The organism is Devosia litorisediminis (assembly GCF_018334155.1).
GTDB lineage: Bacteria > Pseudomonadota > Alphaproteobacteria > Rhizobiales > Devosiaceae > Devosia > Devosia litorisediminis.
Map to the genome: position 1 here is coordinate 86,099 of NZ_JAGXTP010000003.1, position 25,647 is coordinate 111,745.

The 25,647-nt window shown below is 61.2% G+C and carries 27 protein-coding genes; 13 read left to right on the plus strand and 14 right to left on the minus strand.

Translation table 11 applies throughout. The features are described 5' to 3' along the window. Window positions 1-5 precede the first annotated feature (5 nt). Entirely contained in the window at window positions 6-344 is a 339-nt protein-coding gene (gene fdxA / locus KD146_RS15505; RefSeq protein WP_212659748.1) for a ferredoxin FdxA, read from the plus strand. Window positions 345-371: 27 nt separating this feature from the next. Here fdxA and KD146_RS15510 read toward each other — a convergent pair whose 3' ends face one another. After that, on the minus strand, window positions 372-1,007 hold the full coding sequence (locus KD146_RS15510) for a VUT family protein (protein WP_212659749.1): 636 nt from the start codon (window positions 1,005-1,007) through the stop codon (window positions 372-374). A gap of 126 nt (window positions 1,008-1,133) precedes the next feature. Then, on the minus strand, window positions 1,134-1,418 hold the full coding sequence (gene rpmB, locus KD146_RS15515) for a 50S ribosomal protein L28 (protein ID WP_212659750.1): 285 nt from the start codon (window positions 1,416-1,418) through the stop codon (window positions 1,134-1,136). A 216-nt stretch (window positions 1,419-1,634) separates the two neighbouring features. Between rpmB and KD146_RS15520 the strand changes: the two genes are divergently transcribed. Next, a complete protein-coding gene (locus KD146_RS15520; protein WP_212659751.1) occupies window positions 1,635-2,417 on the plus strand; it encodes a DUF3108 domain-containing protein in 783 nt (260 codons plus the stop codon). Window positions 2,418-2,821: 404 nt separating this feature from the next. On the opposite strand, the gene KD146_RS15525 is transcribed toward KD146_RS15520, so the two are convergent. Continuing rightward, window positions 2,822-3,553 (minus strand): class I SAM-dependent methyltransferase, encoded by a 732-nt coding sequence (locus KD146_RS15525; RefSeq protein ID WP_212659752.1) that lies wholly within the window; start codon window positions 3,551-3,553, stop codon window positions 2,822-2,824. Window positions 3,554-3,658: 105 nt separating this feature from the next. Here KD146_RS15525 and gloB point away from each other — a divergent pair, with 105 nt between their 5' ends. Then, window positions 3,659-4,426, plus strand: coding sequence for a hydroxyacylglutathione hydrolase (gloB, locus tag KD146_RS15530; protein ID WP_212659753.1), 768 nt, complete (start codon window positions 3,659-3,661; stop codon window positions 4,424-4,426). A gap of 280 nt (window positions 4,427-4,706) precedes the next feature. Further along, window positions 4,707-4,922: a hypothetical protein gene (locus KD146_RS15535; RefSeq protein WP_212659754.1), complete on the plus strand. Its 216-nt coding sequence runs from the start codon at window positions 4,707-4,709 to the stop codon at window positions 4,920-4,922. Window positions 4,923-4,925: 3 nt separating this feature from the next. Here KD146_RS15535 and KD146_RS15540 read toward each other — a convergent pair whose 3' ends face one another. The 4 genes from KD146_RS15540 to KD146_RS15555 form a co-directional block, all read right to left on the minus strand. Then, window positions 4,926-5,375 (minus strand): hypothetical protein, encoded by a 450-nt coding sequence (locus KD146_RS15540; protein WP_249327922.1) that lies wholly within the window; start codon window positions 5,373-5,375, stop codon window positions 4,926-4,928. A 114-nt stretch (window positions 5,376-5,489) separates the two neighbouring features. Continuing rightward, on the minus strand, window positions 5,490-6,890 hold the full coding sequence (gene fumC / locus KD146_RS15545; protein ID WP_212659755.1) for a class II fumarate hydratase: 1,401 nt from the start codon (window positions 6,888-6,890) through the stop codon (window positions 5,490-5,492). Between the two features lie 123 nt (window positions 6,891-7,013). Next, window positions 7,014-7,193 (minus strand): 50S ribosomal protein L32, encoded by a 180-nt coding sequence (gene rpmF / locus KD146_RS15550; protein ID WP_212659756.1) that lies wholly within the window; start codon window positions 7,191-7,193, stop codon window positions 7,014-7,016. Window positions 7,194-7,364: 171 nt separating this feature from the next. Next, window positions 7,365-8,078, minus strand: coding sequence for a transglycosylase domain-containing protein (locus KD146_RS15555; RefSeq protein ID WP_249327923.1), 714 nt, complete (start codon window positions 8,076-8,078; stop codon window positions 7,365-7,367). Window positions 8,079-8,212: 134 nt separating this feature from the next. Between KD146_RS15555 and KD146_RS15560 the strand changes: the two genes are divergently transcribed. The 5 genes from KD146_RS15560 (at window position 8,213) to KD146_RS15580 (ending at window position 12,080) form a co-directional block, all read left to right on the plus strand. Then, the gene (locus KD146_RS15560) at window positions 8,213-9,115 is read left to right on the plus strand and encodes a polyprenyl synthetase family protein (RefSeq protein ID WP_212659758.1); all 903 of its coding nucleotides are present in this window, start codon (window positions 8,213-8,215) and stop codon (window positions 9,113-9,115) included. A gap of 2 nt (window positions 9,116-9,117) precedes the next feature. Beyond that, window positions 9,118-9,753 (plus strand): MOSC domain-containing protein, encoded by a 636-nt coding sequence (locus KD146_RS15565; RefSeq protein ID WP_212659759.1) that lies wholly within the window; start codon window positions 9,118-9,120, stop codon window positions 9,751-9,753. 10 nt (window positions 9,754-9,763) lie between these two features. After that, complete coding sequence (locus KD146_RS15570) at window positions 9,764-10,240, plus strand: YbaK/EbsC family protein (RefSeq protein ID WP_212659760.1); 477 nt, start codon at window positions 9,764-9,766, stop codon at window positions 10,238-10,240. 77 nt (window positions 10,241-10,317) lie between these two features. Beyond that, window positions 10,318-11,511, plus strand: a complete 1,194-nt coding sequence (locus KD146_RS18525; RefSeq protein WP_212659761.1) for a GGDEF domain-containing protein — start codon at window positions 10,318-10,320, stop codon at window positions 11,509-11,511. A 74-nt stretch (window positions 11,512-11,585) separates the two neighbouring features. Next, window positions 11,586-12,080, plus strand: a complete 495-nt coding sequence (locus tag KD146_RS15580; protein WP_212659762.1) for a DUF305 domain-containing protein — start codon at window positions 11,586-11,588, stop codon at window positions 12,078-12,080. On the opposite strand, the gene ispG is transcribed toward KD146_RS15580, so the two are convergent. Beyond that, window positions 12,081-13,322 carry a flavodoxin-dependent (E)-4-hydroxy-3-methylbut-2-enyl-diphosphate synthase gene (gene ispG, locus KD146_RS15585; RefSeq protein ID WP_212659763.1) on the minus strand — a complete coding sequence of 414 codons (1,242 nt, stop codon included), beginning with the start codon at window positions 13,320-13,322 and terminating at the stop codon, window positions 12,081-12,083. It lies immediately after the preceding gene. Window positions 13,323-13,493: 171 nt separating this feature from the next. Here ispG and KD146_RS15590 point away from each other — a divergent pair, with 171 nt between their 5' ends. Both KD146_RS15590 and KD146_RS15595 read left to right on the plus strand, forming a co-directional pair. Further along, window positions 13,494-13,805: a YkvA family protein gene (locus KD146_RS15590; protein ID WP_212659764.1), complete on the plus strand. Its 312-nt coding sequence runs from the start codon at window positions 13,494-13,496 to the stop codon at window positions 13,803-13,805. A gap of 100 nt (window positions 13,806-13,905) precedes the next feature. Continuing rightward, on the plus strand, window positions 13,906-14,391 hold the full coding sequence (locus KD146_RS15595; RefSeq protein WP_212659765.1) for a DUF421 domain-containing protein: 486 nt from the start codon (window positions 13,906-13,908) through the stop codon (window positions 14,389-14,391). A 35-nt stretch (window positions 14,392-14,426) separates the two neighbouring features. On the opposite strand, the gene pyc is transcribed toward KD146_RS15595, so the two are convergent. From pyc to KD146_RS15615, 4 genes are all read right to left on the minus strand, one after another. Beyond that, window positions 14,427-17,867 carry a pyruvate carboxylase gene (pyc, locus tag KD146_RS15600; protein ID WP_212659766.1) on the minus strand — a complete coding sequence of 1,147 codons (3,441 nt, stop codon included), beginning with the start codon at window positions 17,865-17,867 and terminating at the stop codon, window positions 14,427-14,429. Window positions 17,868-17,970: 103 nt separating this feature from the next. Next, on the minus strand, window positions 17,971-18,387 hold the full coding sequence (locus tag KD146_RS15605; RefSeq protein ID WP_212659767.1) for a protein tyrosine phosphatase family protein: 417 nt from the start codon (window positions 18,385-18,387) through the stop codon (window positions 17,971-17,973). A 125-nt stretch (window positions 18,388-18,512) separates the two neighbouring features. After that, window positions 18,513-20,018: a putative bifunctional diguanylate cyclase/phosphodiesterase gene (locus KD146_RS15610; RefSeq protein WP_212659768.1), complete on the minus strand. Its 1,506-nt coding sequence runs from the start codon at window positions 20,016-20,018 to the stop codon at window positions 18,513-18,515. 204 nt (window positions 20,019-20,222) lie between these two features. Beyond that, window positions 20,223-21,260, minus strand: a complete 1,038-nt coding sequence (locus tag KD146_RS15615; RefSeq protein ID WP_212659769.1) for a glycine betaine ABC transporter substrate-binding protein — start codon at window positions 21,258-21,260, stop codon at window positions 20,223-20,225. Window positions 21,261-21,481: 221 nt separating this feature from the next. On the opposite strand from KD146_RS15615, the gene KD146_RS15620 reads away from it, so the two are divergent. Next, complete coding sequence (locus tag KD146_RS15620) at window positions 21,482-22,684, plus strand: ABC transporter substrate-binding protein (protein WP_212659770.1); 1,203 nt, start codon at window positions 21,482-21,484, stop codon at window positions 22,682-22,684. 15 nt (window positions 22,685-22,699) lie between these two features. After that, window positions 22,700-23,344 carry a class I SAM-dependent DNA methyltransferase gene (locus KD146_RS15625; RefSeq protein ID WP_212659771.1) on the plus strand — a complete coding sequence of 215 codons (645 nt, stop codon included), beginning with the start codon at window positions 22,700-22,702 and terminating at the stop codon, window positions 23,342-23,344. 16 nt (window positions 23,345-23,360) lie between these two features. On the opposite strand, the gene KD146_RS15630 is transcribed toward KD146_RS15625, so the two are convergent. Next, complete coding sequence (locus KD146_RS15630) at window positions 23,361-24,644, minus strand: branched-chain amino acid ABC transporter permease (protein WP_212659772.1); 1,284 nt, start codon at window positions 24,642-24,644, stop codon at window positions 23,361-23,363. Next, on the minus strand, window positions 24,641-25,645 hold the full coding sequence (locus KD146_RS15635; RefSeq protein WP_212659773.1) for a branched-chain amino acid ABC transporter permease: 1,005 nt from the start codon (window positions 25,643-25,645) through the stop codon (window positions 24,641-24,643). Before KD146_RS15635 ends, KD146_RS15630 begins: the two co-directional genes overlap by 4 nt. Between the last annotated feature and the right edge of the window lie 2 nt (window positions 25,646-25,647).

The window sequence follows — 25,647 nt, forward strand, 5'->3', positions numbered from 1 at the left end:
CCTAGATGACCTACATCGTCACCGATAACTGCATCGCCTGTAAGTACACCGACTGCGTGGAAGTGTGTCCTGTGGACTGCTTCTATGAGGGCGAGAACATGCTGGTGATCCACCCCGACGAGTGCATCGACTGCGGCGTGTGCGAGCCTGAATGTCCGGCAGAGGCCATCAAGCCCGATACCGAAAGCGGGCTCGATCACTGGCTCGAGGTCAACACCAAGTTTGCGTCCGTCTGGCCCAATCTGACCGAGCGGCGCGATCCGCTGCCAGAGGCCAAGGACAAGGACGGCGAATCCGGCAAGTTCGAGAAATACTTCTCCGAAGCGCCCGGCGAAGGCGACTGATCGCTTCAGCCGCCTCCTACCTGTGATCTAGGCTGCGACGGCCTCACGGCCGGCCAGCCAGTCCCTGATGCTCTTATAGGGCACCAGCAGCAGTGCTGCGAGCAGCAGCTTGACCAGGAAGTCGCCCAGACCCAGCGACACCCACAGCTCAACCTCAGGACCAACGCCCAGCAGCGGCGCGGGGAAGGCCAGCGAGCCATCTTCGCGGCCAAACAGGCTGTCGAGCACCGCGAAGGGCGCCGCAAAGGCCAGCGAGAAGAAGATCACCGTATCGATCGCCGAGCCGATCAGTGAGGAGACCACAGGGGCCTTCCACCACACGCTGGTGCGCAACCGGTCAAAGATCGAGATATCGAGGAACTGGGCGGTCAGGAACGCCGTGCCAGAGGCAATGGCGATACGCGGCGTTGCCAGATAGATCGAAATCAGCACGGCAACGGCAAAACCGGCCATCACAACCACGCGGGCCCGGGCCGGACCAAAGGTGCGATTGGTCAGATCGGTGATCAGAAACGCTACCGGATAGGTAAACGCACCCCAGGTGAGAATATCACCGAGATGGATCGGTCCCATCTGGATATCGACCGGGAACTGAACGAGAAAATTTGAGGCCGCGACAACCGCAACCATGGCGGCCAGAGCCACCGAAAAACGAGCCAGCATCAGAATGCACCTCTATGTAACCGCGAACCGGCATCAGACCGGGGCGGGATGTGCCGAGATTGGCACAAAACAAAAACCGCGTGGAGCATAACCCCACGCGGTCAATTCGTCGATGAAGGCGTTCGCTTAGGCAGCCAGAGCTGCGCGAACTTCCTTCTTGAGGCCCTGAGCCAGCGTCGACATGGTGTCGTCGCTCTGCTTGAGCAGGAAGGCGTCCAGACCACCGCGGTGCTCAACGGTACGCAGGGCCGAAGCCGAGATGCGCAGCTTGACGGGGCGGTTGAGTGCCTCCGAAATCAGCGTCACGTTCAGCAGGTTCGGGAGGAACCGGCGACGGGTACGATTGAGAGCGTGCGAAACGTTGTTGCCAACCATAACGCCCTTGCCAGTAAGTTCACAGCGCCGTGCCATGGTTTTCTATCCTGTTGCAAAGGCCTGTATTGCGGGAACATGTCCTGCAGCAGGCCTATCTTGTCCTGAAATCTGGGGGCTCTTTAGAGAATATGCGGGGCCCCGTCAAGACAAACGCGGGCTCAATCCAGCGCGAGCGGCTTGCACAGGACCATTCCAGACGGCACTTTCGAACCCTAGTCTGATTCGCGCCGCCCATTGCAGAGACGCCCGACCTTGACCCAGTTTAGATTTGCCACCCTTGCCGCACTGGCCCTGTTCGCAAGCCTGCCCACCAGCGCCGCCGAAATCGACGCCAAGGCCGGCTATGTGCTGACCCTGGGTGGTATCAATATAGCCACCATGAATGTGGACCTGACCGATGACGGGTCGCGCTACAGCCTGGACCTGTCGGCCAATGTGGCCGGGCTGGGCGCCATGGTTGCCAGCGGCACGGCCAAGGCCAGCGCCTCGGGCAGTTCCACCAGCAATCGCCTGGCCGCCCGCGCCTTCAGTCTTGAAACCAGGGCCAATGGCGACACCTTCGATGTGGACGTGACCTTCTCGGGTCGCGATGTCGGCTCGTTCAAGGTCGAGCCGCCTATTCTTGATAACTATGACCGCGTTCCGCTGGAGCGCCGGCACCTGACCGGGGTCAGCGATTTTCTGTCGGCCTTTGTCTTCAAGGGCGGGGCGCTCGACAAATCGCTATGCGATCGTCGCGTCGGCATTTTCACCGGCGTCGAACGCTTCAACATTGCCATGCGCTTTGCCGGCACCGACAAGGCAACCTCGGCCCGCACGGGCTATCAGGGCCCGGTTGTGCTGTGCTCGGTCGACTACAGCCCTGTTTCGGGCCACTTCACCAGCTCCGAGATCACCAATTACCTGGCAGACAGTGATCGCATCATCATCTGGTATGCCCCGCTGGGCCCGACCGGCTATTTCATCCCCTATCGCGTTCTGCTGGGCACCAATATGGGCGATCTCTCCATGGTGCTGACCGGGATGCGTTTCTAGCGCCCGACAGGCCGCAGCCAAGTCCCGCTTCGGGACGGTCAATCGCTGTTTTGCTAACAGATCGCTTTCAGGCCCCCAATTGGTGGGCCTGAACTGTTAATGGGCTGAGTTAATTCGTCTTTTCAGACGGAACCAGACAGCAATCTTTGTCCGATTTTGCCCGAAATTAAGGGGTTGGTTACCAAGATGAACCGGTTTCGGCTGTGCGGCGGGATCCAGCGCAACGAAACAGCCGCTCAAGTGGTCGGCCCCATTCAAGCACACCATATATCGCCGTGAACGAACGAGCACTTATGCACGACGCTCGATTCGCCCCCTGTTCGTTCCCCTTTTGGATCAAGGCTGAACATGGCGCTGCCAGATCGGTGCTAATTGTCCCGGAACGGCACAGTGACACGCCCGCCTCAGCCCTGCCGCGCCGTTGCCGCGCTCATGCCGGGCACGCGAACGAATCGCTCCGCGCGTTTGCGGCGGGGAATCGCCGGGAACGCCTGCTTGCGCGCCCGCACACAGATCACCCCGCTCATGGCCGGCCCGAACAGCCGACCCACACGCTCGAACAACCGGGTGGACTTGAGCACCAGCGAACTCTGAAACGGCGGCAGGAACAGGCCATCGCGCCACGCCACCGGTACAAAGCCGAATTCGCGCAGCAATCTGTCGAGCTGTCCGCCCGAATAGGGATTGCCCTGTCCAAACGGGGTATTGTCCCGCTGCGCCCAGATGCCCCGCCGACGCGGCACCACCAGGATGAGATCGCCATTGGGGGCAGTGATCCGCCACAGTTCGCGCATCAGCTCTTCGGCATCTGCCACATGTTCCATCGCGTGAATGGCGATGGTCAGGTCTATCGCTGCATCGGTCAGCGGCATTTCGAGCGGATCGCACAGCACCGTGTGCGACGGACCCTCACGCGGCCATGCCGAGGCGCCCTGCCGCGCGGGCATGAACGCCAGCACCCGTTCGGCCGTACTCAGGGTGAAGCGCAGATAGGGGGTGGCAAAGCCCAGCCCCAGCACGCGCTTGCCGCGCACATCATCGGCCAGCCCCATGACCTGCTCGCGCACCAATGCCCGGCAGATCCGGCCAAGAGGCGTTTTATAGAAGGCAATGAGGCGGTTGACGTCTGCAGTCATGATCACAACTCTGCCGGTTTCCCCCGGACTTGTCTAATCGCTGGTTGTCATGTCGTCGCGCGCTCCCTAGCTTTCAACCAATTGGTTCTTTTTCGGAGTAGTGCAGTGGCTGTGATCGTTGATGTCTTTGGCGCGCGAGACGATAATTTCGGCTATCTCGTGCACGATACGGCGAGCGGCCGCACCGCCGCCATCGATGCCCCGGAAACCGCGGCCATCAAGGCGGCCCTGGCCCGTCGCGGCTGGGATCTTACCGATATCTTCATCACCCACCACCACCTCGACCATGTCGAAGCCATTCCCGAACTCAAGGCCGAGTTTGGCGCCCGCGTGGTGGGCCCCAAGGCCGAGGCGGACAAGATTGCCGATCTCGATGTACTGGTGGCCGGCGGCGACACGGTCACGCTGGGCGAAACAAGCTTCGACATTTACGACACGCCCGGACACACACTGGGTCACATCGTTTTCCACGATCCTGTCGGCAAGCACCTGTTCAGTGCCGACGCACTGTTCTCACTGGGTGTGGGCCGTATGTTTGAGGGAACGCCCGGCCCGATGTGGGAAGGCATCAAGCAGCTGCGCGCCCTGCCCGACGACACGCTCGTCTATTGCGGGCACGAATATACCGCCAGCAATGCCAAATTCGCGCTCTCGGTCGACCCCGACAACACCGCACTGCAAAAGCGCGCCAATGAGGTCGCAGCATTGCGGGCTGCTGGAAAGCCGACAATTCCCTTCCCGCTGGGTGAGGACAAGGCCGCCAACCCCTTCATGCGGGCCGACGAGCCGGCTTTGGCCAGGCACTATGGCCTTGAAGGCGCCGACCCCGCCGAGGTGTTTGCCGCGATCCGCAAGGGCAAAGACAACTTCTAGCGCTACCCGCTCCACTATCTGAGCCTGCCAGCGGCGCCCTTCGGGGCGCCGTTTTTGCGCGTCTTCAGCTTTGCAAAGCCCTTGTTCACGAATCTTTAATGTTAACTACGCCCAGCGTTCGCATCCCCAATCATTAACAAACCGTTATCATCTGGCACACCGATTGCCCCTTAGGGGGTATAGGGCCAGTTGTTCTGTTTCATTTTGAGACACTCCGGCCCGTTTCGAGACAAACGAGGCGATTATGGCCGTTAATGAGACACATACACCCGGGCTCCCCATGCTGATCGGAGCATCGCGCCCACGTCCTTCGCTCAAACGCACCCAGACCGGTGCTGCTTTTGTCAGTCAATTGCTGGCAGCGCGCGCCAATATGGCGCCCCAGCGCGCCCGCCGCCGCACCAGTGCCGAAGGCGCCATCGGTGCCTACGCCAGCGGCGCCAGCATCGCGGTCAAGCGTATGCCTGCTGGATACCGGAAAACGGTTGTGGCCTGAGGACTAATTCATCGTCACATCGCGCCCGGCGCTGGTGATCGAGACGGTGAAACCGGCGACAACATCGATCAGCGCCATGACCATGAGCAGGAAGAACACTGAACTCGCGGCGGCGCCGACAAGCAGGAACTCGACCAGGAAAGCGACAAACAGCACCATTGAGAGCATATGCTCGACAATGGAATTGCGCCCGCTATTGGTGGATTTCAACACCTCGAAAAACAGCATGATGATGCCAACCACCAGCAGGAAATCGCCGGCGGTGATCGCCCAGGGCGTGCCCGACACCATGGGGATCAGAAACAACCCCTGCTCCCAGCCCTGCGGCACGCCAGCGAAGAACAGAAACGCCACTACGTTATAGAGTACGAACGGCACGCTGAGCAGCGGCGGGATGAAACGTCCATTGCGGCGTGGGGCATTATGGGTGGGCATCATCACGGTCTCGGTCATTGAAGGGCTCTCCACTGGCGGCAGCGCACCATGCCAGACCTGTCTGAAAGCGCAAAGGGCATGCAGGACGCGCCCGCATGCCCCTTCCGGCATTTCAAGACTGTAACGGGGGCTCTACTTCTTGAGTTTGAGCGGGCCCACCATCTGTTCTGGCTTGACCTCGGCATCGAACTCTTCGCCGGTCAGCAGGCCCAGGGCGATGGCTTCCTCGCGCAGCGTGGTGCCATTCTTGTGCGCGGTCTTGGCGATCTTGGCGGCATTGTCATAGCCGATCTTGCGATTGAGCGCGGTCACCAGCATCAGCGACTTATTGACCAGTTCATTGATGCGCGCGCGATCCGGTTCGATGCCCACTGCGCAGTGATCGTTGAACGACTTGGCCGCATCAGCCAGCAGCCGTACCGACTGCAGATAGTTGTAGGCGATCACGGGCTTGAACACGTTCAGCTCGAAATTGCCCTGGCTGGCAGCAAATCCAATCGCTGCGTCATTGCCCATCACCTGCGCCACAACCATGGTCATGGCTTCGGACTGGGTCGGGTTGACCTTGCCCGGCATGATCGACGAACCGGGTTCGTTTTCCGGAATGGTGATTTCACCCAGACCAGAACGCGGGCCCGAGGCCAGCCAGCGCACGTCGTTGGCAATCTTCATCAAAGCGACCGCAAGCTGTTTGAGGGCGCCCGAAGAGCCCACAAAGGCATCGTGGCCGGCCAGCAGGGCAAACTTGTTGGGACCGGTCACAAAATCGCGTCCGGTCAGCGTGGCGATCTCCTTAGCCACCGCAACGGCATAGTCGGGATGCGCGTTCAGACCCGTACCCACGGCCGTGCCGCCCAGCGCCAGTTCCTTGAGCTGGGGCAGCGTCACCTTGATATTGGCCAGCGCGTAATCGATCTGGGCAACCCAGCCGGAAATTTCCTGACCCAGCGTCAGCGGCGTTGCATCCTGCAGATGGGTGCGCCCGATCTTGACCACATCCATATATTGCTCGGCCTTGGCGGCCAGCGTATCGCGCAGCAGGCCAACGCGCTCAAGCAGATAACCTTCGACGGCCTCGACCGCTGCAATGTGCATGGCGGTTGGATAGGTATCGTTGGACGACTGGCTCATATTGACGTGGTCATTGGGGTGCACTGGTTTTTTCGACCCCATGGTGCCACCGGCCATTTCGATGCCGCGGTTGGAGATCACCTCATTGACGTTCATGTTGGACTGCGTGCCCGAACCGGTCTGCCATACCACCAGTGGGAAATGGGCTTCGAGCTTGCCCGAAATGACTTCGTCAGCCGCCGCAACGATCAGATCGCGTGTGGCTTCATCAAGCAGGCCCAGCTTGTGGTTGGCCAGTGCCGCGGCCTTTTTCAGAATGCCGAACGCGGTGACGATTTCCTTGGGCATCTTTTCGCCGCCAATATCGAAATTGGCCAGGCTGCGCGCCGTCTGGGCGCCGTAATACTTGTCGGCAGGCACATTGATGGTGCCCATAGTGTCCGATTCAACGCGCATCGTCATGGCAAACTCCGGAAAATTGGGCCGCTCCTCATGGCGGCAAGGCAAAGAAAAACGGCCGACCCCGTTACAGGATCGGCCGTTTGCATATCAGAAGGGAGCGCATGGCGCTGCCAGGCTCAAGAACTACTTCTTGACTTCAAAAATCTGACGACCGCGATACATGCCGGTCTTGAGGTCGACGTGATGCGGACGGCGCAGCTCGCCCGAATCCTTGTCTTCGACATAGGTTGGGTTCGCAAGAGCGTCGGCCGAGCGGCGGAAGCCGCGCTTCATCGGCGAGGTCTTTCGTTTTGGCACTGCCATGGTCGGTACTCCGAATTCAATATCGTTGCGCCGCCAATGAGCGGCCCAGAGACTTATCTCTGAAGGGATTGGTGGGCTCTATAGAGCAACTCTGGCCCCTTGGCTAGAGGGTTGTTGGCGACTCCGCGCGACAAATCCAACAAGAGTGCAAACAGGCACCCGACACCAGCCTTATAGCGCCAATTGCCCGTCCTTGCCTACACAACTGGCGCGCGCACCATACTCGCGCACCCGGGTCTCGATAATGCCCGCAATTCGCACCATGCCTGCCGAGGGTCGCCCGGGCTGCCGCAACATTGGATTGGGCAGCGCCGTCACCAGCAGTGTGGCCGTGCGCCAGTCCAGGTTTTGCGGCTCAATGCCAAAGGCGCGCTCGGCCCCCGCAGCAATGCCGAATTGCCCCTCAGGGCCCCATTCAGCGATATTGAGATAGATTTCCATGATGCGCTTTTTGGGCAGCACCAGATCTATATAGACCGCCAGCGGCACTTCGAGCGCCTTGCGCACCACGCTCTGCCGGTTCCACAGGAACAGATTGCGTGCCACCTGCATGGTGATGGTGGAGGCGCCACGCGCATCTTCACCCGCCATGAAGCGCTCGACCTCATCGCGCAGCGCCCCTACATCGACACCCCAGTGGCGGCAGAACTGCCCATCCTCGGACAGGATCACCGACGCCTTGAGCCGGTCGGAGATGTCATCAATATTGCGCCACTGGCGGTCCATCGGCCGCCCCGTCAGCAGCCGTGAGGCCATGGGCACCGAAACCGGGTTTACCACCAGATAGAGCGGCGTCAGCACGATCGGCATGGCAATCACCACGGCCAGCGCAATGCCCAGATTGCGCAGCAGCGCCCAGATGCCTTTGAGTTTGCGTCGTGCCATGGCCATTCCATAGCCATCAAGATAGGCGCACGAAAGGCACAATTATCGGCTTTGGACAGCCATGAAGCTCGTGCAGTGCGCTGACTTGCTCAGGTGACTTGCCGCCCCGCCACCAAACCGGCTAGCAACAGCACATGTATGATTTTTCTGCCGACATGACCGATTGCGCCAAGGCCGTGGAAATAGTGCTAGGCACCCGGCTCAGCGTTGCCCAGCTCTCGGGGCCGGGTCCGGCCGCCGATACACTGGTCAAAGCCATGCGCCATGGGAGCCTGGAAGGCGGCAAGCGCCTGCGCCCCTTGCTGGTTCGTCAGGCCGCCGCGATCTTTCACGTGCCCGCCGATGCCGCCCTGATAGCCGGGCTCGCCGTTGAAATGGTGCACTGCTATTCGCTGATCCACGACGACCTGCCCGCCATGGATGATGATGACCTGCGCCGGGGTCGCCCGACGGTACACAAGGCCTTCGATGAGGCCACCGCCATTCTTGCCGGCGATGCGCTGCTGACCCACGCCTTTGATTTGCTGGCTGACCAGGCCTGCCATCCCGACCCGGCTGTACGCATCGCCCTCGTGCGTGAACTGGCACAGGGGTCAGGCGGCGGCGGCATGGTGGGTGGCCAGATGCGCGATATCGAGGGAGAACAGGGCGGCTTTTCCGGCGACGATATTTCTACCATGCAGGCCATGAAAACCGGCGCGTTGATCCGCGCCAGCGTGCGCATGGGGGCCATATTGGGCGGGGCCGACGCCCGCGCCCTCGCCGTACTGACCGCCTATGCGGAGGCGGCCGGTCGCGCCTTCCAGCTAGCCGATGACATTCTCGACGTCACGGCCTCTGCGGCCACCATGGGCAAGGCCACCGGCAAGGATGCAGCGCTGGGCAAGCAGACCCTGGTCACCACGCTGGGCGTTGACGGTGCGCGCCAGCACCTGAACGATACCGTGACATCGGCGTTATCAGCGCTACGCACCTTTGGCCCCAAGGCCGACGGGCTGCGTGCAACAGCGCGATATTTCGCCAGCCGGGAAAACTAGCCATGGCCATCATTGCCAGCATCAATATCGGTCAACCCGAACCCATTCCGGGCAAGTCAGCCAAGACCGGGATTTTCAAGCGCCCCATTGATGGTGAAGTCGCCATCACCCGCGACGGCCTTGTTGGCGACGCCATTCTCAACCGCAAGCATCATGGCGGCAAGGATCAGGCGGTCTATTTGTACTTTCGCGACGACTATGACTGGTGGTCCAAGGAACTGGACGCCGAAATCGGCCCAGGCGTGTTCGGCGAGAACCTGACCATTGGCGGCGTTGAAGGACGCAAGGTCGCCATTGGTGACCGCTTCATCATCGATGAAGTGGTGCTTGAGGTGACCTCACACCGCACCCCCTGCATGGTTTTTGCCGCCCGCATGGGTGACCCCAGATTCGCCAAGCGCTTTCATCAGGCAGGCCGCCCCGGCGCCTATTGCCGGGTGATCAAGGAAGGCGCCTTCCATGCCGGTGAGCCCGTGCGCCATGAGCCCTTTGCTGGTGAGCGCATCACGGTGGCCGAAATGATGGCGCTTGACGGAAGACGCGAGATCGATCCCGATTTCATGCGCCGGGCGCTGACCACGCCTGTGCATTACAAAACGCGCGAGGACTATCAAGACCGCCTCGCCCGCCTGTTCTGAAAGTATGCCGATGAGCCTGCAATCCGTCACTGATGACCTCGCCAAACGCGCGCCCGACCTCACCGTCGAGGTAACCACCGATTCCACCGCCACCGTGCAGACCGCCGCGATCGTGCACGACGTCGAGCCCGGCCAGATCGCCAAGACACTGTGCATTCGCATCGGCGGCGAGGTGATGTTGCTGGTGACCCGTGGCGACGCCCGGCTCGACAATCAGAAGTCCAAGGCTGCCTTTGGCGGGCGGCCGCGCATGCTGGGGGCCGAAGAGGTCGAGCAACTGACCAGCCACAGGGTCGGTGGTGTTTGCCCCTTTGGTCTGCCTGGTCCGCTCCCCATTCGGCTCGATGTGTCGCTCAAGGTCTATGATCTGGTGATACCGGCGGGCGGCGACACCCACGCCTCGGTGCGCATGTCGGTCGACCAGCTCGCCCAATTGTGCGGCGATCAGTGGGTGGATGCCTGCCAACCACCTCAAGAACAACACTAATTTACCTGTTGGCAATGCCCTGCCAATAGCTTGTGCCCGTTCCGACCTGTCCAGTGGTCGGTGCGTGGAGATACGCCGTGCTACAATCCCTGACCAGCCAGGACGCTTTGGCGTCTCAGCCAGCGCCAGATGAAGCCCATGCCCGTCAACTCAGCGACGGGTTTGGCGCCTTGCGGTTCGAGCCGGCACTTGAAGCCGAATACCAACAGAGCCTTGGCAGGGAGCAGCTTGGCCCCGCCATTATCTGCGCCTGGCTCGCCCTGTTCATCTGGACCGGCTTTGTCGTCTATGACCTGATCCGGCTCGACGTTTTCAATCAGGGTGTAGCCTATGCCGATATGTGGCTGCTGCTGATTGGCCGCTGGAGTGTCCTGCTCGTGCTCGCCATGGCCCTGATTTCAGTGTCCACGCCCCTGCGTGAGCGCTTGCCGGTGGGCGTTGTGGCCTTCTGGGTCTTCTCGGTTGTCGGTCTGATCGCCGCGCTTAATGCCGTCATCTATAAATCGCATGGCATGGAGGCCGCTGACACGGCTCTGGTAGTTGTTGTGATGGCCGCCTTCCTGCCGCTGGCCATGACCTTTTACGCCGCTTTGATTGCCGCACTGATCCCCGCTGTGGTCGCCACACTGGCAGGTATTATCTGGCTCGACACCAGCCAGTTCACCCAGCATCTGGGGCAGGTGGTCATGCTTTTCATTGCTGTCCCTGTCGGCGCTGTCGGCGCCTATCTGCGCGAGCGCGCGCATCGTCACCAGTTCCTGCTCACGGCGATTCTCTCGCGGCAAGCCCAGGCCGATCCATTGACCGATCTGGCCAATCGACGCCTGTTTGAGCGCCACGCCGATACTGCCATTGCCCATGCCGCCCGCAACGGCCATGAGATCGTCCTGGCCATTATCGACATCGATCACTTCAAGGCGTTCAACGACCGCTTCGGCCACGCCGCTGGCGACAGTGCACTGTGCCAGGTGGCCAGTGTGATCCACCAGGCGGCACGCCGCCCCATGGATATGGCAGCCCGCCTTGGCGGCGAGGAATTCGCCCTGCTGCTTTACGACTGCAATATGAACCGTGCCCGCCCCGTGCTCGAGGCATTGCGCGGGCGCGTCAGCGATATCGCTCTGTCACCCGGCGAGGCTGCCCCCCTCACCATCAGCATCGGCGCCACCAGCCCAACTTCTGGCGAAGACCTCGACACCATCTACGACCGGGCCGATCAGCTGCTCTACACGTCCAAATCGAGCGGTCGCGACAGGCTGACGACCGGCTAGCTGGTCAGGTGTGGTCCCTAGGGACTGAACCAAGCGCGCACTCACTCGTTGGGTCACCAACAAGGAGAACGCCCATGTCCTATATGCGCTTTGCCGCCATGATCGTGGTGTCCACCATTGTCATGTTCGGCCTGATGTACCTCAACACCTTCGCGCTCGATCATATTTTGTTCAGCCAGACCCGCATGTGGATGGCGCTGCTCATGGGCGCCGTCATGGCGATCATCATGCTCGCGTTCATGCTCGCAATGTACAAGAATCGTACCGCCAATATCGCCATTTTCGTGGGCGCCATTGCTGTGTTTGCCGGCTCGCTCTGGCTGGTCCGCAGCCAGGAAACCGTCAGCGACATCGACTATATGAAAGCCATGATCCCGCACCACTCCATTGCCATCATGACCAGCAGTCGCGCCCATATCCGCGATCCGCGGGTGCGCGAACTCGCCGATGACATTATCGAGGCGCAGGTGCGCGAGATTGCCGAGATGAAAGCGCTGATCGCGGATCTGGAGAACAACCCGGTGCCGCAAAACGCGCCTGATCTGCCGCCGACGGTGCCGACCGAGTAGCTACTCGGCGGCACTCTGTTCGCCGGTGCCGAACTTTTTTTCGATATAGTCGGCTACCATCACCTTGAACTGATCCGCCACATCGGCCCCGCGCAGCGTGGCAACCTTCTGGCCGTCGACAAACACAGGTGCAGCAGGTGTCTCGCCCGTGCCCGGCAGTGAAATGCCGATATTGGCGTGCTTGGATTCCCCGGGGCCGTTGACGATGCAGCCCATTACCGCCACCGATAGCGTTTCGACGCCGGGATAGCGCTCTTTCCACTCGGGCATCGAGCTCGACAGATGCTCTTCGATATCCTTGGCCAGCGACTGGAAGGTGGTCGAGGTGGTGCGGCCGCAACCCGGGCACGCTGCCACAACCGGCACGAACTGGCGGAAGCCCATGGTCTGCAGCAATTCCTGCGCCACCTTGACCTCGGTGGTGCGATCACCACCCGGCTCGGGCGTCAGCGAAATCCGGATCGTGTCGCCAATGCCCTGCTGCAGCAAAATGCCCAGCGCGGCCGAGGACGCCACCACACCCTTGGTGCCCATGCCAGCCTCGGTCAGGCCCAGATGCAGCGCATAGTCACAACGTGCCGCCAGATCCTGATAGACCGCAATCAGATGCTGCACATCGCTGACCTTGGTGGACAGGATGATCTTGTCGCGGCCCAGCCCGATCTCTTCGGCGCGCTGGGCTGACATCAGCGCCGACTGAATGATTGCTTCGCGCTGCACGGCAGCAGCACCCAACGGGCTCCCGGCCGCGGCGTTTTCATCCATCAGTCTGGTGAGCAGTTCTTCATCGAGCGAACCCCAGTTCACCCCAATGCGCACCGGCTTGTCATATTTCAGCGCCAGCTCGATCAAGGTCGAGAACTGCGTGTCACGCTTGGCCTTGAAGCCGACATTGCCCGGATTGATGCGATATTTGGCCAGCGCCTCGGCGCAGGCTGGGTGATCGGTCAGCAGCTTGTGGCCGATATAGTGGAAGTCACCCACCAGCGGCACGTCATAGCCCAGCACCGCCAGCCGGTCGCGGATGATCGGCACGGCCGCCGCAGACTCGTCGCGGTCCACCGTGATGCGCACGATTTCCGAGCCGGCGCGCGACAACTGCATGACCTGCTTGACGGTCGCATCAATATCGGCGGTATCGGTATTGGTCATGGACTGCACGACAATGGGGGCACCACCGCCCACCATCACGCCGCCAACATTGACACCAATTGATTGCCTGCGCATTGCCGGGCCAGCCATCAAACACCTCTTGCTTTTCTCACCGGAGAGATAGGCTGCCGAGGCTAGAAGAGCAATGTTACGCTTGCGTGATCGCAACGAAGAGCGCCACTCGGGCTCATCAGTCTTTGATATGCAATAATGTGATCAGCGCGATCTTGAACCTGCGCCAGCACTGACCATTTATAGATCATGTTCAAAACGCTCCTCCCCCGTATCGTTCTGTTCCGCAAGGAAGTTGTCCAACTCTGGCAGGCTTTCTTTGCCCCCGAAACACCGTTCTACCTCAAGGCCGCCACTGCGTTCGTGGCGTTCTATCTGGTGAACCCGTTTGATCTGATTCCCGATCTGATCCCGTTCCTGGGCTGGGTTGATGACATCATTCTGGTGCCGCTGATGGTCAGCTGGATCGTGGCGCGCCTGCCCATCAAGGCCCGCGCCGATCACCGCGAGCGTAATGACCGCAACGGCCCCACTATCGATGGCACCGCGCGCCGCCGCTAGAAACGGGCCGTTGCCGGACTGAACCATCCCGACGATCTGACGTTGCATACAAAGGACACCGCTCACCCGGTGTCCTTTTGTTTTTGCAGCGGAGGCCGCCATGGATTGGTCAGAAATGTTCTTTCAGGACATGCAGGATATCGTGCGGACCCTGATCGTCGGCACGCTGGCCTATATCGTGCTGGTGCTGTTCCTGCGCATTTCGGGCAAGCGCACGCTGGCAAAGCTCAATGCCTTTGATCTTGTCGTCACCGTGGCTCTGGGCTCGACCCTGTCGGCAATTCTGCTCCAGGAATCGATCTCGCTGGCCGAAGGAGCCGTCGCACTGGCCCTGCTGATCTTTGCCCAGTTCCTCGTGACTTTCTTTTCGGTCCGCTCCAGTCGTTTTGCCCAGATCGTACGCAGCGAGCCCACCCTGCTGGCCAAGGACGGCCGCTTCTGCCAATCGGCCCTGACCAGTCAACGCGTCACGCGCGACGAAGCGCTCAGCGTGGTGCGCGCCCAGGGGGGACGCGATATCGCCGACGTGCAGTTTCTGGTGCTCGAAAGCGACGGCAGTATCAGCGTCAAGCTCAACGCCCGCTGACAGGAAAAAGGCCCGGATCTCTCCGGGCCTTTTGTCTATTCAAAGCGGACCAGCAGGTCCTTGGAGTCGATCTGATCGCCCGGCTTGACCAGCACTTCGGCGACCACGCCATCCGTCTCGGCATGAATGGCAGTTTCCATTTTCATCGCTTCGATCGAGCAGATCACATCGCCCGCCGCAACGTTCTGGCCTTCCTTGACGTGCAAGGACGAGACAACGCCCGGCATCGGGGCCCCCACCTGCTTGGCATCGCCCAGCGCCGCCTTGGCACGCACCTTGATATCCCCGGCCTTGAGGCGATCGGGTACCACGATGGTGCGCGGCTGACCATTGAGGTCAAAGAACACGCGCACTTCGCCCTTATCGTTGGTCGGCGCCCGGCCGAGATATTGCAGGACCAGCGTCTTGCCCTTCTCGATATCGACCAGGATCTCGTCGCCCTCGCTCAGCCCGTAGAAATAGACCGGCGTCGGCAACACCTCGGTGGGGCCATAAAGCTCCTGGGTCTTCTCGAAATCGGTGAAGACCTTGGGGTACATCAGATAGGAGGCGAGCCGGTAATCATCGATCTCATGACCCACTTCCTCGGCGACCTTGGCGCGCTCGGCCTCAAGATCAACATCCTTGAGATAGGAGCCCGGGCGCTCGGTGAGCGCTTCCTTGCCCTTGAGTACCTTCTTTTGCAGCGCCTGCGGAAAGCCGCCTGGAGGCTGTCCAAGATCACCGGCAAAAAAGCCCACGACCGAATCGGGGAAGGCGATGTCGCGATTGGGGTCTTCCACATCTGCACGCTTGAGGCCGGCCGACACCATGGCCAGAGCCATGTCGCCCACCACCTTGGAGCTTGGCGTCACCTTGACGATATCGCCGAACATCTGGTTGACGTCAGCATAGGTCTGGGCGACTTCGTGCCAGCGCGTTTCCAGTCCCAGCGAGCGGGCCTGTTCCTTGAGATTGGTGAACTGACCACCGGGCATTTCGTGCAGATAGACTTCCGACGCGCCGCCCTTGAGATCACTCTCGAAGGCGCGGTACTGCGTCCGCACCGCTTCCCAATAAAACGAGATCTGGCGAATGGCCCCGGCGTCCAGCAGCGGGTCGCGGTCACCGTCACGCAGCGCTGCCACGATCGAGCCGAGCGTTGGCTGGCTGGTCGTACCGCTCAGTGCGTCCATCGCCACATCGACCGCATCAACCCCGGCATCTACCGCTGCCAGCACCGTGGCTGACGCCGCACCCGAAGTGTCATGGGTATGAAGATGGATCGGCAGACCGATTTCTTCGCGCAGCGTCGCAATCAGCTTCTTGGCCGCAGCAGGCTTTAGTAGACCCGCCATATCCTTGAGGCCCAGCACATGCGCGCCAGCCTTTTCCAGCTCCTTGGCCAGACGGACATAATATTTCAGATCATACTTGGCCCGATCGGGGTCCAGCATGTCGCCGGTATAGCAGATGACGCCCTCGGCCACCTTGCCGGCCTCGACCACCGCATCGAGCGAGACGCGCATGTTCTCGACCCAGTTCAGGCAATCGAACACGCGGAAAATGTCGACACCGCCCTTGGCTGCCTGAGCTACGAAGTACTTGACCACATTGTCGGGATAATTGGTGTAGCCCACGCCATTGCTGCCACGTAGCAGCATCTGGGTCAGGATATTGGGTGCGCCTTCGCGCACCTTGGCCAGGCGCTCCCAGGGGTCTTCGTTGAGGAAGCGCATCGACACGTCGAACGTCGCCCCGCCCCAGCATTCCAGACTGAACAGATTGGGCAGGCCGTTCGAATAGGCTTGGGCAATGCGCGTGATATCGAAGCTGCGCATGCGCGTGGCCAACAGGCTCTGATGCGCGTCGCGCATGGTGGTGTCGGTGATCAACACCCGCGACTGGTCTTTCATCCACTGCGCCAGACCGGCCGGACCGTCACGCTCAAGCACCTGGCGGCTACCATCGATCTCGGTCAGCACGCCAAATTCGGGCACCATGGGTTCGGCTGCCTCGGCAGGCGGGCGGGGCCGGTCACGCACTTCGGGATGACCATTGACCGTCACATCCGCGATATAGCTGAGCAGCTTGGTCGCACGATCCTTGCGCGGCTTGAAGTTGAACAGCTCGGGCGTGGTGTCGATGAAACGCGTTGTGTAGCGGTTCTCGACAAAGTCGGGATGGGTGATGATGTTCTCAAGGAACGCCAGATTGGTCGACACGCCGCGAATGCGGAATTCGCGCAGGGCGCGGTGCATACGCGCGATCGCCTCTTCGGCCGACGGCGCCCAGCAGGTCACCTTTTCGAGCAGCGGATCGTAGAACCGGGTGATGATGGCACCGGCATAGGCCGTGCCGCCATCGAGCCGCACGCCGAACCCGGTCGCGCCGCGATAGGCGGTGATGCGGCCATAATCGGGAATGAAGTTCTCTTCGGGATCCTCGGTCGTCACCCGGCACTGGATGGCATTGCCGTTCAGCCTGATGTCTGCCTGATCGGGCACGCCCGACTCTGGTGTGCCGATCACGGCACCGTCAAGCAGATGAATCTGCGCCTTTACGATGTCGATACCGGTGACCTCTTCGGTGACGGTGTGCTCGACCTGAATGCGCGGGTTCACTTCAATGAAGTAGAACTTGTCGGTATCGGCATCCATCAGGAACTCGACCGTGCCGGCGCCACGATAATTGGCCGCCTTGCCCAGCCGCACCGCGGCATCGGTCAGATCCTTGCGCACTTCGTCGCTGAGATAGGGGGCCGGCGCGCGCTCGACCACCTTCTGATTGCGTCGCTGCACCGAGCAGTCGCGCTCGAACAGGTGCACCAGATTGCCATGATCGTCGCCGATCAGCTGCACTTCGACATGGCGGGCCCGCTCGACCAGCTTTTCGAGATACATCTCGTCCTTGCCGAACGCCGCCTTGGCCTCGCGCTTGCCCTCGGACACCTCCGAAAGCAGCGTGGATTCGTCCATGATTCGGCGCATGCCGCGACCACCGCCGCCCCAGCTTGCCTTGAGCATCAGCGGATAGCCGATCTCGGCGGCCATTGACTTGATCAGGGCCGGATCGTCGGGCAGTGGCTCCGTGGCCGGCACCACGGGTACATCAGAGGCGATGGCCATGTTGCGGGCAGCGACCTTATTGCCCAGATCGCGCATGGTCTGCGCCTTGGGGCCGATAAAGATCAGGCCCGCATCTTCGCAGGCGTCAACAAACTCGGGGCTTTCCGAGAGCAGGCCATAGCCGGGATGGATCGCATCTGCGCCTGAAATCCGCGCAATACGGATATATTCGTCAATCTGCAGATAGGCTTCGACCGGCCCTTTGCCCTTGCCGATCAGATAGGCTTCATCGGCCTTGAACCGATGCAGCGCCAGCTTGTCTTCCTCGGCATAGGCGGCCACCGTCTTGAGGCCAAGTTCATTGGCGGCGCGGAAAACGCGAATGGCGATTTCGCTGCGATTGGCGACGAGAATTTTCTTGATGGTCATTTATGTCCGTCCGAGCAGGAGGGGTGGAGGACCTTGACGGTCCGGCTCAGCTATATGCATCCAGCACGGACGGTTTCCCGCCTGCGCCGGCGAAAAAAGATATCTAACGGCGGCTCAGATGGCCTGCGAGATGGCTCATATCGTAGCCGGCATCAGCCGCCTGCGCGATGATCTCACTGGCATCACGCTGTCCAGCCTGGCTCAGCGCCCACAGGGTGGTCGAACGCGTTCCCGATCGACAATAGCAGAACACCGGCCCTGCGCTCCCCTCGAGCACAGCTTTGGTCTGTTCTACCATTTCGGGAGAGACGCCTTCGCGTCCCAGCGGAATGCTGTGATAGGCCATTCCGGCCTCTTTTGCTGCCGCTTCGATTTCGGCGCCTGCCGGTTGGTCGGGGGATTCCCCGTCCGGGCGATTATTGACAATGGCGACGAAACCCGCGGCTTTGAGCGCTGCGACGTCCTCGGGCCGAATTTGCCCCGATACGCTGACGTGATCGTTGATCCGCTTCAAGTCCAAGTCACTACTCCCGTTGCCAGCAAAGGCTTCCCCAGCCCCTTATATCCGTGCGCTGGCACGTGACGCAACTGCGACAACGCAGAAGCTGTCGCCAAGCTGTCAACTTGTGACTGGCAAAGGGATGATCAGGCAGCGCTGGCGACGTGCAGTTCGTCCAGCGGACGCGGCCGTCCCAGCAGAAAACCCTGGAACCGCGTGCAGCCCGCCTCGCGCAGCAGGGCGAACTGCTCCTCGGTCTCGATCCCTTCGGCGACCACATCAACGGGCAGTGATCGCGCAATGTCACAGATGGCCGAAACAATGATGGCGTCGATCCGGCTATCACCCAGATTGGACACATAGGTGCGATCTATCTTGATCACATCGAAACTGAAGCTGCGCAGATATTGCAGGCTGGCGTGGCCAGCGCCGAAATCATCAATGGCAATCCGCACGCCCAGCGCCCGCAGCGCATCGACATTGGCCAGTTCGATTCCCCTGGCCTGCAAAGGCACGGTCTCGGTGATCTCGACAATGATGCTGGCGGGGTCGGTATTGCTTTGTGCCAGCAGGGCGGCGAAGCGGGGCGCAAAATCGGCATGTCGCAATTGCGCTGGCGACACGTTGACCGCCACCGGCGTGCCCAGTTGCGGTAAATCAATGCAGGCCCGCCGTACCACCCATTCGCCGACCTTGTCGATCAGATCGCTCTCTTCGGCGATGGCAATGAATTGGGCCGGCGAGATAATGCCACGCACGCGGTGGCGCCAGCGCACCAGCGCCTCGTGCGAGCGGACCTTGCGGTCTGCATCAAACACCGGCTGATAATACAGCTCAAGCTCGTCAAGCAGCAGCGCGGCGCGCAATTCTCGTTCGACAAAACGCCGATGACGCTCGTCGCCCAGCATGTCGGGATCAAATGGCACCACCACATTGCGACCGCTGCGCTTGCCCTTGTAGAGCGCCAGATCTGCCTTGGAGATCAGCTCGTCGACATCGGTGGCATCAAGCGGGGCAAGGGCAATCCCGATCGTGGCAGCCAGGCGCACCGGGCGCCCCGCAATGCCAACGGGCCGCTCCAGCCGCCGCAGCAGTTCTTCGCCTAGCCGGCGCAGCGCCGGACGATTGTCATGCCCGAACACCGCAATGCCGAACTCATCGCCACCCAGCCGGCCAACCAGCGCATCGGGCAGCATTTCGCGAATGGTTGCCGCCAGATGCACCAGCGCCGCATCACCGGCACCGTGACCCGCGCTATCATTGAGAATTTTCAGATTGTCCATGTCGAGCTGCAGATAGCCCACCGCCCGCTTGGAACCATGATAGACTTCGTTGTTCAGCGTTTCGAGAAAGAACGAGCGGGTTGCCAGCCCCGTCAACGCATCGCGGTGCACCGAGGCCAGAACATCATAGGACGCCTGGCTGGCCGCCGCGATGCGCAGTCGCACCATGCGGTGCCCGCCCGCCAGCAGCCCAAGCAGCAGCACACCACACATCAGCGAGGCAACCGGCAGTGTCACGCCCACGCTGGGCATCATGCCCAGCAGCGCCATCACGCTGCCCGTAAAAATGGCAATGACCACCATCGCGGCCACGATCGCGATACTGCGATAGCCGTCGAGAATTCTGGAAAGCGCAGGGTTGCGGCGCATGGCAAACTTATCCGGTCCGGCCCGATACAGCCGGGTCCACCGCAAAACTGGCCCTCAGAGGTGAACAATCCGTAAAGTCATACAATAAAAGCCGTTATTTACCAAACAGTTACACGGAAACGGCTACAGAACCAGACAAACTAGCCGCGCTCTGTGACAGAGCAATGACAGCGATGACATCTGCCCGCCGGCCGCTCTTGACCATTATGGCGCGCCAGCCCCTGTCCAGTTTCGCCAGATATCGTCGCGTTCTGCGACAAATCTCTCGGCCACACTGGCCACCGTCGCGCCCGGCGCATTGAGCTGGGCCAGCAAGGCGTTCATCTCGGCCAGCGGCAGGCTGCTGCGCTGAAAATAGCCCGCGATCGCCGGAATGTCGGTGAACACCCACTCGCTAAGCGCTACCAGAACGGTCTCCGGCGGAAAGGCACTGGGCTGCGGCGTCGCACAAACTCGCTGCGCCAGGCATTTGGCAGCCTCGGCATCGTACTCGCCCATATCGAGCGCAAACAGATCCAGCTGCGCCAGAACCGCGTTGGGTTGCCAGTAATAGAACAGCACTGGCTCACGCAGGCTGACTGCTTCGGCGATCAGGGAGTCCATCTCGAACCGGTTTCCCGGCTCGACCAGTTTCACCATTTCGCTCACCCCATGGGCCGCGAGCAGATTGCGATTGATCACGGCGCAGGCCCAGTCCGCCGGGCAGGAAATGAACTGCACTTTACGGCCAGCATTGAGCATGGGCAGCACCGCCGCCAGATCGGCTGCGCGCTGCAAGGCCGGGCGGGCCTGCACAATCGCATTGGCGACAAACCAGCCCTCAAAACCTGCCTCGACATAGGTGGAGGCCGCGGGGCGCAACATCTGCGCACTGATACCCGTGTTCCACACATCGGCGACGCGGGTTGGCCACATCTCCGGGGCTACGGCCGGTTGTCCGCTTGAGCCCATGGACGAGCCGGTCGACGCCAGATCGCCAGGCGTCACGCGCACAGCACACCCGTATGTCTCGGCGAGCAGTTGCGCATGGATTTCGGCAAGCAATTGCGCCGACGGCCAGTTCATACTGGCGATACTGATGGTCTGGGTTCCGCAGGGCGGCGGCGTGCTGGTGTCGGTCACGCCCGACCCCAGATTGTCCTGCGCCTGATCGAGCACGGTGAACTGCGCCAGCGCCGGCGCGCTCATCAGACCCAGCAACAGCAATGCGACAAACTTCGTTCGGCCTGCTGTGTGCACCACGCGCTCCCCTTCAACAGTTCAATCTATGCAAAAAGCGCCCCCGTTAAGCAACAGCAACGACCACGCCGATATCAGCGCGATACCCGGTGACTCACCAGCCCGATATGTGCAACAGTCTGCCCAGCGGGGCGCGGGTTGCGCCCCCTTTTACGCGTTGTTTCGCCTGGCAAGACGGTCCAAGCAAGGGCCGCTCCACGGAACAACCAAGCAGAGGGACGTACATGTTCAATCTCAAGAAAACGCTGACCCTGGCCGCGGCCGCTACCACTCTGGTTGCAGCAGCGCCAGCCATCGCACAGGACACCGGCGCGACCATCGGTTTCATCGGCGGCTTCACCGGCCCCATTGAATCGCTGACTCCACCTATCTTCGCTGGTGCTGAACTGGTCGTGAAGCAGGTCAACGAACAGGGCGGTATCCTGGGCGGCGAACTGAACCTGATCTCCGCTGACGGCGCATGCGACGCAACCGCTGCTGCGGCTGCTGCCGACAAGCTGATCAACACCGACAACGTCACCGGTATTGTGGGTGCTCTGTGCACCGGCGAAACTATTGGCGCATTCAACGGTTCGGGTCTGTCCGGCGGCGTAGTGTTCATCTCGCCAGCATCGTCCGCACCAGCATTGACCACCCTTGAGGACAACGACCTCGTTTACCGCACCACCCCTTCGGACGCGCTCCAGGGTGTGAAGCTGGCCAACCTGCTGCTGGCCAAGGGTATCACCGACATTGCCGTCACCTACGTGAACAACGACTACGGCAAGGGCTTCGCTGAAGCGCTGGAAGCTGCCTACACCGCCGGTGGCGGTACTGTTGCAGCCAACGTTTCCCACGAAGACAGCAAGGCTGACTACCGCGCCGAGCTGGGCAACCTCGTTGCCTCGCAGAACCTGGTGATCCTGGCCTATGCCAACTCTTCGGGTAACACGATCCTGCGTCAGGCAGTCGAGTCCGGCAACTTCACCACCTATATCGGTGGCGACGGCATGGTTGGCGACGACCTGCTCACCGGCATCGACGCCGCTTCGGTTGATGGCCTGATCGCAACCCGCGCTGGCGCCCCCAGCGGCGAAGCCGTCGACATCTATAACGGCTTCGATAGCGACGGCTTCACCGCCAACGCAACCTATGCCCCACAGGCCTATGACGCGGCCTTCCTGATGGCTCTGGCCATCGAGAAGAACGGTTCGGCTTCGCGCGAAGGTCTCTCCGCTGCCCTGCGTGAAGTTGCTTCCGCACCCGGCGAAAAGATCCTGCCCGGCGAATGGAGCAAGGCTGTCGAGCTGATCAAGGCCGGCACCGACATCGACTATGAAGGCGCCGGTGGCGTTCTCGATTTTGACGCAGCAGGCGACGTTGACGGCATCATTGTCGAGCTCACCGTTGAAGGCGGCAAGTTCGTCGAAAAGGGCCTGATCGACTAATTCCGATCAACCTGTATGAATACGAAGGCCCGGGCAGTAAGCCCGGGCCTTTTGTTTTGGAGCAAGGTCATCGCAGACGCCCAAACGCTGAAGTTTTATGCCGAGACCGCGCCAGCCTATGCCCAGCATGGCTCGGACGAGCCCGACCAGAACCTGCGTGATTTCATTGTCGCATTGCCCACTGGCGCCAAGGTTCTTGAACTGGGCACAGGCGGGGGCCGCGATGCCGCTTTCATGCTGGGCCAGGGCATCGCGATTGATGCTACCGACGGCTCGCCAGAACTGGCCGCCGAGGCGGAACGCCGTATCGGCCAGCCCGTCTCCATTATGCGCTTTGATCAATTGGCAGCGACCGCCTGCTACGACGGGGTCTGGGCCAATGCCTGCCTATTGCACGCACCAGCAGATGAACTCACCGAGGATCTGACGCGGATTCACCGCGCCCTCAAACCAGGCGGATTGTTTGTTTCCAGCTTCAAGGCCGGTACTGGCGAAGGTCGTGATAAGTTCGGGCGCTATTACAACTATCCCGACCAAGCCACGCTTGAGAGCCACTTCCAAGCGGCCGCCAATTGGCAAAGCCTGAGCATCAGCGCACGCCCTGGCAGCGGCTATGACAAGCTGCCAACGAGCTGGCTTTGGGTGAGTGCCCGCGCGTAGCGGGCGCGCCAGGGCCTTAGCCCTCGCGCCGCACCTGTTCGGGGATCAGACCCTTTGGCGCGTAGCGCAGGGCGATGGTAATCACCAGCCCCAGCACGAACACCCGCATCTGCGCTGAGCGTGACTCGATTTCCGGGATCTCGGGCCAGCCCATGCTGGTGGACCAGAAGCTGACGGTCTCAAAGATCGCCTTGGCCAGGGGTTCGGAAATCACCCAGACCATCCAGATCAGCACCGCACCAAAGACCGCGCCCCAATTATTGCCAGCACCGCCGACAATGATCATGACCCAGATCAGAAAGGTGTGGTTGATCGGCTGATAGCTCGACGGATCAAATATCTGCGTAAAGCTGACCAGCATGGCTCCGCCGATACCCATCAGCACCGAGCCAAGGATGAAGATCTCGAGCTGCCGCGCCTTGATATTCTTGCCCATCGACGCTGCAGCAATGTGGTTGTCACGAATGGCCCGCATCATGCGGCCCCAGGGACCTGCATAGGCACGTGACACCAGCCAGATGACTGCGGCCAGCACCACCAGCCCCAGCGCCAGATAGCCACCGCGCGCCAGCAGCAGCGCGCTGATCTGATCAACACCACTGGCCTGATAATCCTGTGGCAATGGCGTGGGCCAGGGCACCGGCGACACGGTCAGCGTACCGCGGGTCAGCCAGTCCATGTTCTTGATCAGCGCACGGATGATTTCCGAAATGCCGATCGTGGCAATGGCCAGATAGTCGGTACGCAGACCCAGCGCGATCTTGCCCACGATATAAGCCACGCCAGCAGCAAGGACGCCACCGAACAGCCAGCCAACGACCGGATTGATGCCAAGGCCGCCGACAAAGCCCGCCGTGTCTTCAATATAGGCCGCTGCCGGGTCGATCTGGCTACGATAGACGCAATAGGCAACAAACCATGCCAGCACGGTCACAAAAGTCTTCCAGCCGCCGCGCACGCCAAGACGATGGCTCTGCCGCGCGCCATAGATCAGCAAGGCACCGGCGCCGAATGCGAGCGCTGCCCGGCCCAGCATCATGGGGCCATCCGAGCCCCAGAAATCAGGATTGATGGGATAGGAGATGAAGGTGACGGCAAACCCGCCCAGCATCAGAAAACCCATAATGCCGAAGTTGAACAGCCCGCCATAACCCCATTGGATATTCAGGCCCAGCGCGATCAGCGAGTAGGCGGTGGCTTCCACCAGCCGGCTTGAGGTGAAGGGCAGGCCCATCATCCAGCCGATCACCAGGATCAACACGAACAGGCCGGCAAACAGGGTCAGCGAACGCCGCATCATGACGAGGCTCCCTTGAAGATACCCGTGGGGCGCACCAGCAGCACAACCACCAGAATAACGAAGGCGACGGTCAGCTTGTACTCAGTCGGCACCAGCGCCAGCGTATTGGGCAATTGCAGCCAGTCCGGCAGCACCCCGTTGAGCGGCCGCAGCACCATGGTCCAGTTGAACACCGCCAGCGATTCCGCAAAGCCGATCAGCAGGCCACCGGCAATGGCGCCATAGGCCTGACCAAGGCCACCAACGATGGCCGCGGCAAAGATTGGAATGATGATGTTGAAGGCCAGATCGGGCTTCAGCGTCACGTCCAGCGCCAGCATGGTTCCAGCCATACAGGCCAGAGCGCCCGCCACGATCCACGTTACCCGCACGACCAGCGCGGTGTTGATGCCTGACACCTGGGCCAGATCGGCATTGTCTGCCATGGCGCGCATTGCCTTGCCCAGACGCGAGCGCGTCAGGAACAGATGCAGCGCCAGCACCGAGATGATGGTGACCACGATCATCAGCACCTGAGGCTCGGTCATCACCAGAGGCCGGGTGGACCCCAGGAAGCTGGTATCGATGCGGAAGATTTCCTTGCTCTCGTTTTCAAAGAACGAATAGCTGCCGGCACCAAAGAACAGGCGGATCAGGCCCTGCACCATCAGCGTCACGCCGATCGAGGCGATCAGCAGGATGACGGGCTTGGCGCCCCGCTTGCGCAACGGCGCATAAAAGCCCTTGTCGATCCCCAGAGCCAGCAGAGCCGTCAGCGCCATGGCCAGCGGCAGCACGACGAAGCCGGTTGGAATGGGCGTAACAATACCCCAACTGGCAAACAGCCCGGCCAGCAGAAAGGCAAAGAACGCGCCTGACGTCATCAGCTCGGAATGGGCAAAATGGGCGAACCGCAGAATGCCGAAAATCAGCGTGATCCCCACCGCGCCCAGCGCATAGATGCAGCCCAGCACGGCGCCGGAAATCACCACCTGATTGAGAAAGAAGATAAATTCGGTCACGG

Excerpts from the sequence above, each read along its gene's own strand:
- KD146_RS15610 (WP_212659768.1), bottom strand. The coding sequence starts at position 20,018 with ATGCGCCGCAACCCTGCGCTTTCCAGAATTCTCGACGGCTATCGCAGT.
- KD146_RS15525 (WP_212659752.1), bottom strand. The coding sequence starts at position 3,553 with ATGACTGCAGACGTCAACCGCCTCATTGCCTTCTATAAAACGCCTCTT.
- fumC (WP_212659755.1), bottom strand. The coding sequence starts at position 6,890 with ATGACGATGCGCGTTGAATCGGACACTATGGGCACCATCAATGTGCCT.
- KD146_RS15540 (WP_249327922.1), bottom strand. The coding sequence starts at position 5,375 with ATGACCGAGACCGTGATGATGCCCACCCATAATGCCCCACGCCGCAAT.
- fdxA (WP_212659748.1), top strand. The coding sequence starts at position 6 with ATGACCTACATCGTCACCGATAACTGCATCGCCTGTAAGTACACCGAC.
- KD146_RS15580 (WP_212659762.1), top strand. The coding sequence starts at position 11,586 with ATGTCCTATATGCGCTTTGCCGCCATGATCGTGGTGTCCACCATTGTC.
- KD146_RS15625 (WP_212659771.1), top strand. The coding sequence starts at position 22,700 with ATGAATACGAAGGCCCGGGCAGTAAGCCCGGGCCTTTTGTTTTGGAGC.
- pyc (WP_212659766.1), bottom strand. The coding sequence starts at position 17,867 with ATGACCATCAAGAAAATTCTCGTCGCCAATCGCAGCGAAATCGCCATT.
- rpmF (WP_212659756.1), bottom strand. The coding sequence starts at position 7,193 with ATGGCAGTGCCAAAACGAAAGACCTCGCCGATGAAGCGCGGCTTCCGC.
- KD146_RS15535 (WP_212659754.1), top strand. The coding sequence starts at position 4,707 with ATGCTGATCGGAGCATCGCGCCCACGTCCTTCGCTCAAACGCACCCAG.
- KD146_RS15590 (WP_212659764.1), top strand. The coding sequence starts at position 13,494 with ATGTTCAAAACGCTCCTCCCCCGTATCGTTCTGTTCCGCAAGGAAGTT.
- ispG (WP_212659763.1), bottom strand. The coding sequence starts at position 13,322 with ATGGCTGGCCCGGCAATGCGCAGGCAATCAATTGGTGTCAATGTTGGC.
- KD146_RS15555 (WP_249327923.1), bottom strand. The coding sequence starts at position 8,078 with ATGGCACGACGCAAACTCAAAGGCATCTGGGCGCTGCTGCGCAATCTG.
- KD146_RS15565 (WP_212659759.1), top strand. The coding sequence starts at position 9,118 with ATGGCCATCATTGCCAGCATCAATATCGGTCAACCCGAACCCATTCCG.
- rpmB (WP_212659750.1), bottom strand. The coding sequence starts at position 1,418 with ATGGCACGGCGCTGTGAACTTACTGGCAAGGGCGTTATGGTTGGCAAC.
- KD146_RS15570 (WP_212659760.1), top strand. The coding sequence starts at position 9,764 with ATGAGCCTGCAATCCGTCACTGATGACCTCGCCAAACGCGCGCCCGAC.
- KD146_RS15510 (WP_212659749.1), bottom strand. The coding sequence starts at position 1,007 with ATGCTGGCTCGTTTTTCGGTGGCTCTGGCCGCCATGGTTGCGGTTGTC.
- KD146_RS15560 (WP_212659758.1), top strand. The coding sequence starts at position 8,213 with ATGTATGATTTTTCTGCCGACATGACCGATTGCGCCAAGGCCGTGGAA.
- KD146_RS15595 (WP_212659765.1), top strand. The coding sequence starts at position 13,906 with ATGGATTGGTCAGAAATGTTCTTTCAGGACATGCAGGATATCGTGCGG.
- KD146_RS15630 (WP_212659772.1), bottom strand. The coding sequence starts at position 24,644 with ATGATGCGGCGTTCGCTGACCCTGTTTGCCGGCCTGTTCGTGTTGATC.
- KD146_RS15620 (WP_212659770.1), top strand. The coding sequence starts at position 21,482 with ATGTTCAATCTCAAGAAAACGCTGACCCTGGCCGCGGCCGCTACCACT.